15 protein-coding genes and 1 pseudogene are annotated in these 14,152 nt (G+C 61.8%); 8 read left to right on the forward strand and 8 right to left on the reverse strand.

Annotated features, from left to right (window positions below; all coding sequences use genetic code 11):
- Positions 1-287 (forward strand): annotated as a pseudogene (locus VR74_RS04440) (FADH(2)-oxidizing methylenetetrahydrofolate--tRNA-(uracil(54)-C(5))-methyltransferase TrmFO); the annotation flags it as partial.
- A gap of 6 nt (positions 288-293) precedes the next feature.
- Here the strand turns inward: VR74_RS04440 and VR74_RS04445 are convergent.
- Complete coding sequence (locus VR74_RS04445; RefSeq protein ID WP_299949596.1) at positions 294-1,616, reverse strand: sorbosone dehydrogenase family protein; 1,323 nt, start codon at positions 1,614-1,616, stop codon at positions 294-296.
- 75 nt (positions 1,617-1,691) lie between these two features.
- Positions 1,692-2,321, reverse strand: a complete 630-nt coding sequence (locus VR74_RS20510; protein WP_299949598.1) for a squalene/phytoene synthase family protein — start codon at positions 2,319-2,321, stop codon at positions 1,692-1,694.
- Between the two features lie 85 nt (positions 2,322-2,406).
- On the opposite strand from VR74_RS20510, the gene VR74_RS04455 reads away from it, so the two are divergent.
- A complete protein-coding gene (locus VR74_RS04455) occupies positions 2,407-3,003 on the forward strand; it encodes a superoxide dismutase (protein ID WP_045694744.1) in 597 nt (198 codons plus the stop codon).
- Positions 3,004-3,271: 268 nt separating this feature from the next.
- Positions 3,272-4,867 (forward strand): DEAD/DEAH box helicase, encoded by a 1,596-nt coding sequence (locus tag VR74_RS04460; RefSeq protein WP_045694745.1) that lies wholly within the window; start codon positions 3,272-3,274, stop codon positions 4,865-4,867.
- Positions 4,868-4,896: 29 nt separating this feature from the next.
- Here the strand turns inward: VR74_RS04460 and VR74_RS04465 are convergent, their stop codons facing one another.
- Entirely contained in the window at positions 4,897-5,976 is a 1,080-nt protein-coding gene (locus tag VR74_RS04465; protein WP_045694747.1) for a histidine kinase dimerization/phosphoacceptor domain -containing protein, read from the reverse strand.
- A 74-nt stretch (positions 5,977-6,050) separates the two neighbouring features.
- The gene (locus VR74_RS04470; protein ID WP_045694749.1) at positions 6,051-7,487 is read right to left on the reverse strand and encodes a coniferyl aldehyde dehydrogenase; all 1,437 of its coding nucleotides are present in this window, start codon (positions 7,485-7,487) and stop codon (positions 6,051-6,053) included.
- Positions 7,488-7,635: 148 nt separating this feature from the next.
- Here VR74_RS04470 and VR74_RS04475 point away from each other — a divergent pair, with 148 nt between their 5' ends.
- From VR74_RS04475 to VR74_RS04485, 3 genes are all read left to right on the forward strand, one after another.
- The gene (locus tag VR74_RS04475) at positions 7,636-8,436 is read left to right on the forward strand and encodes an enoyl-CoA hydratase/isomerase (RefSeq protein WP_045694750.1); all 801 of its coding nucleotides are present in this window, start codon (positions 7,636-7,638) and stop codon (positions 8,434-8,436) included.
- A gap of 102 nt (positions 8,437-8,538) precedes the next feature.
- Complete coding sequence (locus tag VR74_RS04480) at positions 8,539-9,027, forward strand: DUF3291 domain-containing protein (RefSeq protein WP_045694752.1); 489 nt, start codon at positions 8,539-8,541, stop codon at positions 9,025-9,027.
- Positions 9,024-9,545, forward strand: coding sequence for a phosphoglycerate mutase family protein (locus VR74_RS04485; RefSeq protein WP_045694753.1), 522 nt, complete (start codon positions 9,024-9,026; stop codon positions 9,543-9,545). Before VR74_RS04480 ends, VR74_RS04485 begins: the two co-directional genes overlap by 4 nt.
- Here the strand turns inward: VR74_RS04485 and VR74_RS04490 are convergent.
- The 3 genes from VR74_RS04490 to VR74_RS04500 are packed head-to-tail and all read right to left on the reverse strand — an operon-like array spanning position 9,536 to position 12,186.
- The gene (locus VR74_RS04490; protein WP_299949600.1) at positions 9,536-9,793 is read right to left on the reverse strand and encodes a DUF3253 domain-containing protein; all 258 of its coding nucleotides are present in this window, start codon (positions 9,791-9,793) and stop codon (positions 9,536-9,538) included. The genes VR74_RS04485 and VR74_RS04490 overlap by 10 nt on opposite strands.
- Complete coding sequence (locus VR74_RS04495) at positions 9,790-11,025, reverse strand: serine hydrolase domain-containing protein (protein WP_045694756.1); 1,236 nt, start codon at positions 11,023-11,025, stop codon at positions 9,790-9,792. The genes VR74_RS04490 and VR74_RS04495 overlap by 4 nt, the downstream gene beginning before the upstream one ends.
- Positions 11,026-12,186: an acyl-CoA dehydrogenase family protein gene (locus tag VR74_RS04500; protein WP_045694758.1), complete on the reverse strand. Its 1,161-nt coding sequence runs from the start codon at positions 12,184-12,186 to the stop codon at positions 11,026-11,028. It lies immediately after the preceding gene.
- Positions 12,187-12,294: 108 nt separating this feature from the next.
- On the opposite strand from VR74_RS04500, the gene VR74_RS04505 reads away from it, so the two are divergent.
- Both VR74_RS04505 and VR74_RS04510 read left to right on the forward strand, forming a co-directional pair.
- On the forward strand, positions 12,295-12,723 hold the full coding sequence (locus VR74_RS04505; protein WP_045694759.1) for a PaaI family thioesterase: 429 nt from the start codon (positions 12,295-12,297) through the stop codon (positions 12,721-12,723).
- On the forward strand, positions 12,720-13,508 hold the full coding sequence (locus tag VR74_RS04510; RefSeq protein ID WP_045694761.1) for an SDR family NAD(P)-dependent oxidoreductase: 789 nt from the start codon (positions 12,720-12,722) through the stop codon (positions 13,506-13,508). Before VR74_RS04505 ends, VR74_RS04510 begins: the two co-directional genes overlap by 4 nt.
- 24 nt (positions 13,509-13,532) lie before the next feature.
- Here VR74_RS04510 and VR74_RS04515 read toward each other — a convergent pair whose 3' ends face one another.
- Positions 13,533-14,150, reverse strand: coding sequence for a glutathione S-transferase family protein (locus VR74_RS04515; RefSeq protein ID WP_045694763.1), 618 nt, complete (start codon positions 14,148-14,150; stop codon positions 13,533-13,535).
- Positions 14,151-14,152 lie beyond the last annotated feature (2 nt).

Genomic DNA, 14,152 nt, shown 5'->3' on the forward strand with positions numbered 1-14,152 from the left:
AACGCCTCGGCCGCACCCTGGCCCCGCCGCCGCCGACAACGGCGCTGGGCGCGCTGGTGCTGCACATCACCGGCGGCCACTTGCAGGGCAAGCAGAGCTTCCAGCCTATGAACGTGAACTTCGGCCTGTTCCCCGACATCACGGACTATTCGAAAGTCGGCCCGGATGGCAAACGCCTGCGCGGCAAGGACAAGGGCCGTGCCAAGAAGCGGGCGCAGGCCGTGCGTGCGCTGGAGGATGCCGATACGTGGCTGGCGGGCGAAGCTGCGCTGGTGCCGGCGGAATAGGCCGCCTTATTGCGCGGTGATCCGCCAGATGCGGTTACCGACATCATCCGCCACGAGAAGTCCGCCGGACTGGTCCAGCAAGACGCCGACAGGGCGGCCGTGTGCGATATCATTGGTCATGAAGTCATCAAGCACGGTGGTTGGCTCGCCTGACGGCAGGCCATTGGCGAAGGGCACGAAGATGACCTTATAGCCACTGCGGGGCTTGCGGTTCCACGATCCGTGCTGGCCGATGAAGGCGCCATCACCGAAACGCGTAACCATGGCGCCGGTCGATCCGCTGGTGAGGTCGAGACCGAGCGAAGCCGTGTGGGCGCCAAGCGCATAGTCCGGCGCGATGGCGCTGGCGACGAGGTCTGGATTTTGCCGGTCGACGCGTTCATCGACGTTCTGGCCAAAATAGCTGTAGGGCCAGCCGTAGAAGGCGCCATCCTTCACGGAGGTGAGATAGTCCGGCACGAGATTGTTGCCGAGTTCGTCGCGCTCGTTGACGACCGTGAACAGCGTGCCGGTGGCCGGATCGATATCCATGCCGACAGGATTGCGCAGGCCGGTGGCCATGACGCGGCCCTCGCGCGACGCAATGTTGATTTCCCAGATGGCGGCGCGGCCCTCTTCGGCCTCGATGCCGTTTTCGGCAACATTGCTGTTGGACCCGACAGCGGCATAGAGCTTCGTGCCGTCCGGGCTGGCGATCACGTTCTTGGTCCAATGATGGTTGATGGGGCCTGCGGGCAGCGCAAAGAAAACCTCGGGCGAGGCCGAGATAGCGGTTTCGCCTTCGGTATAAGGCACGGTGACGATGCCATCGGTATTGGCTATGTAGAGCGTGTCACCGACCAGCGTCATGCCAAAAGGCGAGTTGAGGCCGCTGAGGAAGGTCGTATGGGTTTCGGCGACCCCGTCAGCGTCCGCGTCGCGAAGCAACGAGATGCGGTTGGCGCTGGGCACGGTTGCGCCGGCCTTTGCCATGACGCGCTTCATGAAGAATCCGCGAATGCCCTTGCTGTCTTCGGGGCGTGGTGGACCGTTTGTTTCCGCGACCAGTACGTCGCCATTCGGCAACTGGTACAGCCAGCGGGGGTGGTCGAGGTTCGCGGCGAACTGTGTGACGGCCAGCCCGGCTGCCGGGGTCGGCTTTGCATCGCCGGTCCACGCCCTGGCTTCGGCGATGTTGACGGTGGGCAGGAGACTGTTGTCGGGTTGCGGCAAGTTCGGTGCCGGACCGAAGCCGGTCTCGACAGGGGCCGGCTGGATTCCGCTGCACGCGCCCAGTGCAGTGCCAAGGGCCAGGATGAGCGCGGCGGATGCGACGGTGCGAGGCTTCATGAGGTTTCTCCAGCTGGCAGCAGTAGAAACGCGTAACCGCCGGACTGGTTCCGAATCCAATCAGCGCCCGGACCGTCAGACCTGGCCTGTGTTCATCGCTTTCATGATGCTGAGCCGCTTGGTGATCGGGTTTGGGTCGCGGCCATCGGCGTAGAATTTTCGCAGGCGGAAGTGGGCGATGGCCGGGCGGATGGGCTTGGGTGCGGGCGCGACGTGCGGACCGAACGCCTTGGTGTCGCTGCGCCGTGCGGCGGCATAGGCCGGTGCGACCTGCTGGATTTCGGTGCCCCAGCCATGCGCCCCGGCGAGTACGCTGGCGGCTACGGCCGCAAGCCAGGCTTCCGGCTCGCGCGACCTGTCGCCTGCGTCGAAGGCGGCTTCGTAGCCGTCGACCAGTTTCTGCAGGGCGCCAACCTTGAGGCGCTGGCAGGCAACCTCTTCGTAAATGGCAAGGCAGACGTCATGGGCGCGCGGCGGCTTTTCCTCGGCAATCTCGGTCAGGGCGTCGCGCCACCACTGGAAGCGGATCGCGCCCAGGGTTTCCTCGGTCACGGCCAGCCGGACCCGGGCCAGCTCGTAAGCCAGCGCGTAAAGTGCTATCAGGGCGTTGCGGTAGATCTCGGGAGCAAAGCGGCTTGATATCCAGCGATCTTCGTCAACGCGCTTCACACGGGCGTCAATCGCCTTCCATTGTCTCTTGCTCAAGGGGCTGGTCTCGTTTGACATGGAACCCATATGTGGGATGACGCGCTGATACACCAGTCAATCTTATGCAAGAAAGGACGCTGACATGGCATTTTCACTTCCCGAGCTCCCTTACGGACGTGGCGACCTCGCCCCGCACATTTCCGAGGAGACCCTGAACTACCACCATGGCAAGCACCATCAGGCCTATGTGACCAACCTGAACGGCCTGATCGAAGGCACTGACCTGGCGAACGCGACGCTGGAAGAGATCATCAACAAGGCGGCAGGCGACAAGTCGAAAGCCGGACTGTTCAACAATGCGGCGCAGGTCTGGAACCACACATTCTACTGGCACTCGATGAAGCCCGGCGGCGGCGGCAAGCCAACCGGCAAGGTCGCAGAAATGATCGACCGGGATCTCGGCGGCTATGACCAGTTCATCAAGGACTTCAAGGCGGCCGGCGGCGGCCAGTTCGGTTCAGGCTGGGCCTGGCTGGTGGAGAAGGATGGCAAGCTGGCGATCACCAAGACCCCGAACGCCGAGACGCCGCTGACCGAAGCCGGTGTCACGCCGATCCTGACCATGGATGTCTGGGAGCACGCCTATTATCTCGATTACCAGAACAGCCGCCCGAACTATATGGACGCGTTCCTGAACAGCCTGATCAACTGGGATTTTGCGAACAAGAACCTCGCCTGAGGTCCTCGCGGCAGGCAAACGAACAGGACCTGCCGGAAACGGCGGGTCTTTTTTTGCCCGGAGAACAGGGGGATGTGCCGATAAGGCACAAGCCCGATTCCCCGGCCCTTCCGGCCCTGATTCGACCAATCTGCCGGAGAAGCCTTCACCTTTTCCACAATTTGAACTATGTGCAGCGCAACAGACGCTCCGGGCTCAGGATTCGCCCGGCAAAGCTGCCATTCGGGCAGCGTCGGGTATTATTAACAATCCTTGGACTGGAAACACTTTGAACGACGTAACATTTGCAGATCTCGGCCTTGGGCCGAACGTGCTGAAAGCTGTAGAAGAAGCTGGGTATACGATCCCCACGCCGATCCAGCTGGAAGCCATCCCCCACATTCTCGCAGGCGGTGACATTACCGGCATCGCCCAGACCGGCACGGGCAAGACGGCCGCCTTCGTGCTGCCGATGATCCACCGGCTGGCGCGTGGCCGGGCCCGGGCCCGCATGCCGCGCTGCCTGATCCTTTGCCCGACGCGCGAACTTGCCGCCCAGGTGGCCGAGAATTTCGAGAAGTACGGCAAATATCTCAAGCTCACCATGGCGCTGCTGATCGGCGGCGTCAGCTTCAAGGAGCAGGAAGGCCTGCTGCAGCGCGGCGTTGACGTTCTGATCGCGACACCGGGCCGCCTGATGGACCAGTTCGAACGCGGCAAGCTGCTGCTGATGGGCGTCGATTACCTGATCATCGACGAAGCTGACCGCATGCTCGACATGGGATTCATTCCCGATATCGAGAAAATCGTCGCCAAGCTGCCGCCAAAGCGCCAGACGCTGCTGTTCTCCGCGACGTTCCCGACCGATATCCAGCGGCTCGCCAAGAGCTTCCAGATCAACCCTGTGAAGATCGAAGTGGCGCGGCCGACGGATGCGGCCAAGACGATCACGCAGCACGTTGTCCACATTCCATCCAACGACGCGAAAGCCAAGCGCACGGCCCTTCGCCGCGTCATTGAATCCTGCGACGTGAAGAACGGCATCGTATTCTGCAACCGCAAGGTCGAAGTCGATGTCGTTGCAGCCTCGCTCCAGAAGCATGGCCATGATGCGGCCGCGATCCATGGTGACCTGCCGCAGGCCTTCCGCACCGAAGTGCTCCAGCGCTTCCGGGATGGCGACCTGAAGCTGCTCGTGGCATCCGATGTGGCCGCACGCGGCCTCGATATTCCGGACGTCGACCATGTGTTCAACTATTCGCCGCCGCCGAAAGACGAGGACTATGTCCACCGTATCGGACGGACGGGACGGGCCGGGCGGAGCGGCAAGAGCTTCACAGTCGTCTCGCCAAGCGACGAGAAGTCTTGGGGCTTCGTTCTGAAGATGATCCAGCAGGACGTCGAGGACTACATGCCCGAAGGCCTGCTCGAAGAGCTTGAAAACCTGCCGCCGGAAGAACGCTCCAGCCGGGGCGGCCGGGGTGATCGCAGTAGCAGCGGCAGCAGCCGAAGCCGCAGCCGTGGCGAGCGCCCGGAACGCGGCCGTTCGCGCAGCACGGCGGCATCCGATGCGCCAAAAGCTGAAGTGGCAAAAGCAGAGCCTGCAAAAGCAGAACCTGCCACTGAGCCAGCGCCCAAGCCGGAACGGGCTGAAAAGCCCAAGCGCACGCGCGCACCCAAGGCTGAAAAAGCCGAGAATGTCGAGAAGGTCGAGAAGACTGACAGGGATGAAGCCAGCGAACGTCCGGCCCGCAGCGAGCGCAGTTCACGCGGCGGACGTCCACAGCGCGACCAGAAGCGCAAGGATGACGATCCGATCCTGGCGCCGGCACCTGAACGCGTCAAAGGCTTCGGGGATGATGTTCCGGCGTTCCTGAAGCGCTGACACCCTGCCGCGACCGGCGCAGCCAGGACTTAGAGGTCCTTGCTGCGCCAGTTCGCGATCAATGCATGCGACAGGTCCGGAGCCGGCTCAGGCTTTGTGAAGGCAATCGTAAAGCACGTTCCCGACGGATCTGAAACGATCCTGATATCGGCAGCGAGTGACCTGGCTAGCGAATCCACAAGGATCATGCCGATACCACGGTGTTCGTTTTTCCCGGACACGACCGGCATGCCGATGCCGTCATCCTCGACCTGGATCAGCACCTGATCGGTAGCCCCATCCAGTAGCAGCCGGACCACGCCCGGGCTGCGCCCCTGAAAGGCATGTTTGCATGCATTCGTGATCAGTTCTGTCACGGCAAGGCACACGGACGCCGCCTTGCTGACCGGCAGCACCAGTTCGCCGCGCGTATCGCAAATGAACCCAATCGCCTCCTGCACCGAATAGGTTTCGACCACTTGCTTGCACAGGTCCGGCAGCAAGGCGATGCAATCGACTTGATCATGCTTGCCGAGTTCGTAAAGACTGCGATGGATCGTCGAAATCACTTCTATGCGCTGCTGCGTCAGGGCAAGCGTCTCGCGCGCCAATTCGTCCTGAACACGCTTCAAGGGCAACGCAATAATGGAGGACACAATCTGAAGACTGTTGCGCACGCGGTGATGAACCTCGAACAGCAGCGCGTCCTTTATCCTGACCGCCTCGAGTAACTCCTGCTCAGCACGCACACGGAGAGTTTCGTCCCGCATCGTCAGTACAGAGCCGATTTGAACGCCGGCCGCATTGCGCACGGGACGGGCGGTTCCGACGGCGATGATGACGGACCCGTCAGGCCGGCGGATTTTCCACGGCACTTCCACCACGGATTCGCCCTTTCGAACGGCCCGTACCAGGGGAAGGTCGTCGGGCGGATAGGGCAGATCATCCATCGTGAGAAGCGCGTAACTATCAGAATAGCCATCCGGCATGACGTCCAGCCTGACCTGCCCGTGAAGCTCCTCTGCAGCACGGTTTACGCTGATTATCCGGCCATCCGCATCCGCGACGATGACGCCTTCGGCGAGCTGGTCCAGCACTACCGACTTGAAGCCTTCAACTGAGCTCAGCATTCACATGCCTGCATGTTCGCGCAACGAGTCGCCTGGGGAGGCCTGGAACAGGTGATCCCCGGACGCCTAGTGCGTTAGCGTTTCAGCCGGGACGTCATTTGCTTGCGGAAGGCATCCGTATAGGGCGGCCTGATCATTGCCAGCATCTCGCTGCCCGTCTGCGTGTAAACCGACTTCTTGTGGCTGAACTCGTAGAACCCTTCGCGGCCATGATAGCTGCCCATGCCTGACGGGCCGACGCCGCCGAAGGGCAGGTCTTCCTGTGCCACATGGAAGATAACGTCATTGACGGTGACGCCGCCGGACGTGGTGTTGTTCAGCACCGTGTCGCGCTCGGCCGAATCTTCGCCGAAATAATACAGGCCCAGCGGCCGTGCATTGGCGTTGATATAGGCGATCGCATCCTTTGTTTCACCGTAGGATTTGATCGGAAGGATCGGACCGAAGATTTCGTCCTGCATCACGCGCATGTCGTCTGTCGGATCCACGATGATGTGCGGGGCGATCTTGTGGTGCGGCTGTTGCGAGAAATTGTCGCCGGTCGGATTGATCTCGATCACCTCGGCACCCTTGGCGCGCGCGTCCTCGAGGTATCCCATGATCCGGTCATAGTGCCGCTGGTTCACGATGGAGGTGTAATCGTCATTGTCCTTCAGGCCGCTCGGGAACATTTTCTGCACGGCGCTGGTTGCAGCGGCGGTGAACTCCGCCGTCTTTTCCTTCGGCACGAAGGCATAGTCCGGTGCCAGGCAGATCTGGCCCGCATTCAGCGTCTTGCCCGCCATGATGCGGTTTGCCGCCTTCTGCATGTCGGCCGAGCGGCCAAGGATGACCGGGCTCTTGCCGCCGAGTTCGAGGGTGAGCGGAACGAGGTTGTCGGCCGCCGCCCGCATGACGTGTTTGGCAACCGAGGTCGCGCCGGTGAACAGGATATGGTCGAAAGGCAGCTTGGTGAATTCCGCGCCGACCTCCGGACCGCCAGTGATGACGGCGACCTCTTCTTCGTCATAGTATTGTGCGACTACGGACTTCATCAGTTCCGATGTCGCTTCAGTGAATTCGGATGGCTTGATCATGCACCGGTTGCCAGCGGCAAAGACGCCTGCCAGCGGCGTGAACGTGAGGTTCACGGGGAAGTTCCAGGGGCTGATAACGCCAATAACGCCCTTGGGCTGGAACTGGATCTGGGCCCTGGACCCGAGCAGGCCCAGCGGAAATTCCACTTTGCGCTTTTCCGGCTGCATCCACTTGTGAAGATGCTTCTTGGCGAATTTCAGTGCGGCGATCGAGGAGACGATATCGGTAAAGCCCGACTGGTCCTTGGAACGGTGACCGAAATCCTGGCACATGGCTTCGTTGAAAGCGTCTCCGTGGGTGATCAGCAGGTCGATGGCCTTGTCGATCCATTCAATCCGCTTCGCTGCCGACGGAATGCCGTCACGCAGGTTTGCTGCCTTCTGCCGCGTCAGGACCGATTCCATTCCGCTGCCGGTTACGCTGTCGAGTGCCATGCCGAATTCTCCCATGCCTGTTCGTGTTGTGAACACTGTAGCTCGCGTTCAGCTGTTAACAAAGGGAAATACATTGCCGCTGCGTGAGGCGTTCCCATGCGGACAAGACTGGTTAGATTGCGCGCAAACATATCCGGGAGCGACACATATGGCCTATGAAAAGATTTCGTACGAACTGGACGGCAGCACTGCCATCATCAGCTTCGATGATCCGGCAACCATGAACGCCTGCGGAGTCGATACGGCGCAGGAGCTGCTCCACGCATTCGAAACGGCGCGCAACGAGGCCCGCTGCACGATCCTGACGGGCAAGGGACGCGGCTTCTGTTCGGGCGCAAATCTCGGCGCCAATCCTGGCAGCGGAACCGCGCTGAGTCACCCTGGCTCCCAGCCGGACGCAGGCCGGGCGCTTGAAACGCATTACAACCCCCTCATTCTGGCAGTCCAGGACCATCCCCATCCCGTGATCACGGCCGTGAACGGTGCCGCCGCAGGGGTTGGCTGCGCGCTGGGGCTGATCGGCGATCTCGTGATCTGCGGCAAGAGCGGCTATTTCCTGCAGGCATTCCGGCGCATCGGCCTCGTGCCGGACGGCGGGTCGACCTATCTGCTGGCCCGTACCATCGGACGGGCCCGGGCGATGGAGATGACGCTGCTGGGCGAAAAAGTGCCGGCGGAACAGGCCATGGCCTGGGGCCTGGTCAATCGCGTGGTCGAGGACGCCGAGCTGATGACGACGGCAAAGCAGATTGCCCAGCAGCTTGCAGAGGGCCCGACACTGGCGCTGGCCATGACCCGCAAACTGGTCTGGGCCGCCTGCGATGGCGATTTCGATGGCGCGCTGCGCGCCGAACGCCTTGCCCAGCGGACGGCTGGCCGCACTGATGACTTCAAGGAAGGCGTGATGGCATTCCTTGGCAAGCGCAAGGCTGAATTCAAGGGGAAATGATCATCCTGTGATTGAACGATTTTTTATGCGATTAAGGATAGAGTAAGGCATCCATGACAACTTGCGGCAGATGTATTCATAGGCCGGGGGACGGCATATCGCATGGACTATCGATTGATCCATTTCAATTGCGCGCGGCCGACGGGCGAGTTCACGTATGAAAACGAATTCGTTCGTGTGTTCCTTTCCATCCTTCCGCGTATTTTCGGCGACGCCGACAGCTTTGACGGCGTTCACTGGCATACGCACGGGCTGAGGCAGCCGGACGGCCATTGGCGCGACCTCTACCAGGCGTTTCCCTATCCGAGAGGCACGGGAGCGCCTGATGTCTGCACGATGGCTGGATGGCGGTCACTCGAAGACATGCGCAGCTTCGTCTATTCGGGAAAAACCCACCCGGCCGGCATGCGCCGCCTGCAGGAGCAGCTTGACCGCAGCCAGGGCCCGGGATTCGTCATGTGGTGGGCCCCGCGCGGCGAACGGTTCACCATGGAAGACGGATGGCAGCGGCTGGTGCACCTGCGCGCAAACGGCTCAAGCAATTATGCCTTTTCCCTCGACCAGCCGATTGTCCGGCCGCAGGTCGCATGAGACTGACACGGCGCAGCCTGACGGGACTGGTGGCCGCAACCCTTCTGCTCGCTGCCTGCACTGGCGCCGTTCCAGCTGAACCGGACCGGACGATCTATCTGGTCCGGCACGCGGAAAAGCAGGCGGGTGATGACCCGTCGCTGACGCCGGAAGGCGCCGCACGCGCCCGGTTGCTCGCCGAGACGCTGGCTGATGCGGGGATCGCGCGCATCTATTCCACCGATTATGCGCGGACGCGCGAGACGGCCGCCCCGCTGGCCGATTTCATGTCCTTGCCGGTTGATCTCTATGATGCGTCAGACCTGACTGTTTTCGCGGCTGAGTTGAACTCCCAAAGCGGCAGGATACTCGTTGTGGGGCACTCCAACACGACTCCCGATCTGGTCGGACTCCTGGGAGGTGAACCGGGCGCTGAAATCAATGAGGCGGCCGAATATGACCGCCTCTATGTGTTGCGAATTTCAGGGGACACCGTCGAGTCTGAGCTGCGCCGGTATGGCGCGCCGTATCAGCCCTGAGGCAAACCCAGCCGGTAGACACCCTTGAACGTATCCGGGTCGACCGGCTTGCCCTTGCGATAGATCGTGATGGTTCCCGCCTTGGCCAGCCGAACAGCCTCCGCGCGCACGTCTTTCAGCACGCGCTGGAAGTTTTCCTCGCTCACCGCACGGGCGGCCTGTTCGGCGCTGATCGTCTTGCCGGCGCCGCATTCCGCCGTCAGCGTCAGGATCGCATCGCGGACAGCGTTATGCCCCGGCTCGCTCACCAGTCGATCGCCGCGTAGACGAGTTGCTGGAATTGCTGGCGCATCGGGTAGGTCGAGGACGGCATCAACTGTGTGGCCTGGATCGCGATGATCTCCTCTTCCGGATCGATCCAGAAGAAGGTCGATGCAAGGCCGCCCCAGCTGAACGTGCCTTCGCTGCCGGGCTGCTGGCCGGCCACGACATCCACGACAACCGATCCTCCGAGGCCGAAGCCCACTCCGTCAGACATCACTTCCGTGAACGTGGACTTGCCCATGTCGCGCATCGTCCGGCCGCCGGGCAGGTGATTCTGGCGCATGAACTCAACCGTTTTCGGGCTGACAAGACGCTGGCCATCCAGCGTACCGCCACGCAGCAGCATCAGGGCGAAGCGGTGATAGTCGCGCAAGGTGGAGACCAGGCCGCCACCCGCATTCAGCAAGGTGGGGCGTTTCGTGTAGAGCTTCGAGGCCTTGCCGGCACCGTCTGCGAGACTGGTCACACCTGTCACCGCATCCTTCTGGTAGCAGGCCATGAGACGGTCGATCTTTTCTTCCGGCACCCAGAATTCGGTATCGTGCATGCCGAGCGGGCCGGTAATGCGCTGACGGAAAAATTCGTCGAGCTCCATGCCCGAGACGATCTCGACAATCGCGCCGAGCACGTCAATTGAATGGCCATACCACCATTCCGTGCCCGGCGAGCACTGGAGCGGAAGCGCCGCCAGCCGTTTCGACATGGCCAGAAGGGTTTCGTCAGGCCGCCCGATTTTCTCCTGCCGGTAGAGGAAATCGACCGGGTGCTGCATCATGAACCCGTAGGTGATGCCTGACGTGTGGGTGAACAGGTCCAGCACCTTCATGGGGCGATCCGGCTTGCGGGTGGTGAAAGTGTCCTTGTCGCCTGCATCCCAGACCATCACGTCGGCAAATTCGGGGATGTAGCGGCTGACGTCATGGTCGAGGCGCAGCTTGCCCTCTTCGAACAGCATCATTGCTGCCAGCGACGTGATCGGCTTGGTCATGGAATAGATGCGGAAAATCGTGTGCGGTCCGATGTGCTCGCCTGCGCCCATTTCGGTGGTGCCGGAATAGTCTTCAAGCGCGATCTCGCCGCCGCGCGACACGAGCGTTGCCATGCAGGGCAGCTTGCCCGTGTCGATGTAATTCTCGCGGAAGTAATCGGGGATCGCCTCAAGGCGTTCGGCGTTGAGGCCGACTTCGTGCGGATCGGTGGGATCGTGGTCGAACATCTAGAGGTTTCCTGCCTTGGCGGCCCGGGCGAGTTCCCGGGCGATGATGATCTGCTGGATCTGGCTTGTGCCTTCATAGAGGCGGAAGATGCGCACGTCGCGGTAGAAGCGCTCGATGCCATAGTCGGTGACATAGCCTGCGCCGCCGAACACCTGCACCGCGCGATCCGCGACGCGGCCGCACGCCTCCGTGGCGAACAGTTTCGTGCAGGACGCGAGCATGGTGACATCCTCGCCCGTATCGCGGCGGCGGGCAGCATCGAGGATCATGCAGCGCGCGGCATAGGTTTCGGCCTGGCTGTCGGCAATCATGGCCTGGATCAGCTGGTGCTCCATGATCGGCTTGCCGAACTGTTTACGCTCCAGCGAATAGTTGACCATTTCCTTGATCAGGCGCTCTGACACGCCGGTCGCGACGGCGGAGATGTGCAGGCGGCCCTTGTCGAGCACGCTCATCGCCACCTTGAAGCCTTCGCCTTCGCCAGCCAGCCTGTTTTCGGCCGGCACACGGGCATTGTCGAAGATCACATCGCAGATGTGGGCGCCCTGCTGGCCCATCTTCTTTTCGGGCTGGCCCACAGACACGCCGGGCGTGTTGCGCTCGACCACGAAAGCTGACACACCCTTGGCACCGGGCGTGGACGGATCGGTACGGGCCATGACCGTGAACAGGTCTGCCTTGTTGGCGTTGGTGATGTAGCGCTTGGTGCCATTCAGCACGTAATGGTCGCCGTCGCGGATCGCCTTGGTCGTCAGGCTGCCGGCATCGGAGCCTGCTTCCGGCTCGGTCAGCGCAAAGCTCGCGATCAGGTCGCCGCTGGCAATGCCGGGCAGCCATTTCGATTTCTGTGCATCGGTCCCGAACAGGACCAGCGCCTGGCTGCCAATGCCGATATTCGTGCCCGCCACCGAGCGGAACGCGGGGGATGTGTGGCCGAGTTCGAACGCCACAAGACACTCGGTTTCCATGTCCAGCGCGAGACCGCCATATTCTTCCGGAACAGCGATGCCGAACAGGCCGAGCTGCTTCATTTCGTCGACGATGGATTGCGGGACGGCATCATTGTCACCGACTTCCGCCTCGATCGGTATGCATTTCTCGGTCACGAACCGGCGAACCTGCTCGATCAGGGCGGCACGAATTTCGGCGTCAAAGGCCATCAGTTTGCTCCCGTGAATTATTGGTCCCGATTATGATATGCCGTTGCGACAGGCTTGTCGAAGGGTGACCGTGCGGTATCAAAGCCAAAAGGGAGGAACAAGGCGGAAATGGTTGCGACAGAAGTGACAGAAGGCGAATTCAAGGGCTGGAAGACCTGGCCGGAGGAACCGTTCGAACACGATACGGCTGGTCCGTTCTACATGCGCACCGACGACCAGGGACAGGTTGCGGCCTTCCGCGCCCAACGCAAGCACATGAATGCGGGCGGCGTGATGCATGGCGGATGCCTGATGACTTTCGCAGATTATGCCCTGTTCGCCATTGCCCATCACGGCATGGAAGGCGTCTATGGGCTCACTGTCGCGTTCACATCTGAATTCCTGGATGGCGCCCTGGAAGGCGAACTGATCGAAGCGCGCGGCGAAGTGCTGCGCCAGGGGCGGTCGCTTACCTTTGTGCGCGGACTGGTGACCGCCAATGGCCGTCCTGTCCTCAATTTTTCCGGAACCATCAAACTCAGAAAGCCGAAACCATGAGCCAGCCCCCCTATCAGGAACTTTCCCGTTCGATCAAAGGCAAGACTGCCCTCATCACCGGCGCCGCCAGCGGCATGGGCCGGGCGACTGCACACCTGTTCGCCCGCGAAGGCGCGAACGTCGCCGTGACCGACCTGCGCCAGGGCGATGTCGATGTCGTGGTGGATGAGATCAAGGCCGCAGGTTTTGACAATGTGAAGGGCTGGGAGCTCGACGTCTCGGACGCTGCGGCCATCAAGCGCGTGATCGACAATGCGGCGGCCCATTTCGGTGGCATGGACATTCTCGTGAACAATGCCGGTTTTGCGAAGGCCGGTGATGTGGGTGAGGAAAGCTATGAAGACAGCTGGGGGCCGAGCATCAATGTGATGCTGACCTCGCACCAGCGCGCCATCCGCGCCGCCCTGCCCTATATGCGCAAGAATGGCTGGGGGCGTATCGTCAATATCGCTTCGACCGAGGGCCTTGGTGCGACGCCGGGCAATTCACCTTACGTCGCCGCAAAGCATGGCGTCATCGGGCTGACACGCGGCCTTGCCGTGGATCTCGGCCGTGAGGGCATCACGGTGAACTGCATCTGCCCCGGCCCGATCATTACCGGCATCACGTCCGGCATTCCGGACGAGCACAAGGAAATCTACGCCAAGCGCCGCGTGCCGCTGCGCCGTTACGGCATCCCGGAAGAGGTCGCTAATATGACACTCTCTCTGGTCCTGCCCGCCGCCTCGTTCCTTAACGGCGTGCACATCCCGGTCGATGGCGGCATGTCGATCAAGAATGCCTGACCGAAGACAGGGTTTGCGGGGGGGCTAGCCCTTCGCAAACCCGCGCGCGGTCATCGCATCGTACCAGCGGCCCAGATTCTCATGCTCCTTCTGCGGCTGCCACTGCATGACCCGGCAGAAGCCGACCCCGATATAGAGCGTGATGTCAGCAATCGAGAACCGGTCGGCGGCGACGAATTCGTGCGTCGCAAGGTGGTCGTCGAGGCGCTTCGCCATCGCCCGCGCGGCCTTCTCGCCCTTTGCGGCCGCTTCAGGACTCTGGGGCACTTCAAGCGGCGCCATCATCGGGTGGGCGTTACGGAACCATCCCGCAAACTGGATGAAGAACATCAGTTCGATGCGGCGGTCCCACATCTCGATCAGCGCCTTTTCCTTCGGGTCGGTACCCATCAGGTTCGGTTCGGGGAAGATGCCTTCGAGATAGGTGCAGATCGCCCGGCTCTCGGTGATCGCCGTGCCATCGTCCAGCACCAGCGTCGGCACCTGGGCATAAGGCGACAGCGCCCGGTATTCGGCAGTCTTGTGCTCCTGGTCCATGATCGAAACGTCGATCAGCTCGACAGCGTCGAGCTTGCCTTTTGCCCGCAGGAAATAGACGACCCGGTCGGGATTGGGGGCCTTGGGGCTCTGATAAAGTTTCACCT

Source organism: Hyphomonas sp. BRH_c22 (genome assembly GCF_000961795.1).
Classification (GTDB): Bacteria; Pseudomonadota; Alphaproteobacteria; order Caulobacterales; family Hyphomonadaceae; genus Hyphomonas.

Bases quoted from the DNA above. Each gene is read 5' to 3' on its own strand.
- VR74_RS04475 (WP_045694750.1), top strand. From the start codon at position 7,636: ATGGCCTATGAAAAGATTTCGTACGAACTGGACGGCAGCACTGCCATC.
- VR74_RS04485 (WP_045694753.1), top strand. From the start codon at position 9,024: ATGAGACTGACACGGCGCAGCCTGACGGGACTGGTGGCCGCAACCCTT.
- VR74_RS04455 (WP_045694744.1), top strand. From the start codon at position 2,407: ATGGCATTTTCACTTCCCGAGCTCCCTTACGGACGTGGCGACCTCGCC.
- VR74_RS04505 (WP_045694759.1), top strand. From the start codon at position 12,295: ATGGTTGCGACAGAAGTGACAGAAGGCGAATTCAAGGGCTGGAAGACC.
- VR74_RS04495 (WP_045694756.1), bottom strand. From the start codon at position 11,025: ATGTTCGACCACGATCCCACCGATCCGCACGAAGTCGGCCTCAACGCC.
- VR74_RS04465 (WP_045694747.1), bottom strand. From the start codon at position 5,976: ATGCTGAGCTCAGTTGAAGGCTTCAAGTCGGTAGTGCTGGACCAGCTC.
- VR74_RS04445 (WP_299949596.1), bottom strand. From the start codon at position 1,616: ATGAAGCCTCGCACCGTCGCATCCGCCGCGCTCATCCTGGCCCTTGGC.
- VR74_RS04480 (WP_045694752.1), top strand. From the start codon at position 8,539: ATGGACTATCGATTGATCCATTTCAATTGCGCGCGGCCGACGGGCGAG.
- VR74_RS04470 (WP_045694749.1), bottom strand. From the start codon at position 7,487: ATGGCACTCGACAGCGTAACCGGCAGCGGAATGGAATCGGTCCTGACG.
- VR74_RS04510 (WP_045694761.1), top strand. From the start codon at position 12,720: ATGAGCCAGCCCCCCTATCAGGAACTTTCCCGTTCGATCAAAGGCAAG.
- VR74_RS04500 (WP_045694758.1), bottom strand. From the start codon at position 12,186: ATGGCCTTTGACGCCGAAATTCGTGCCGCCCTGATCGAGCAGGTTCGC.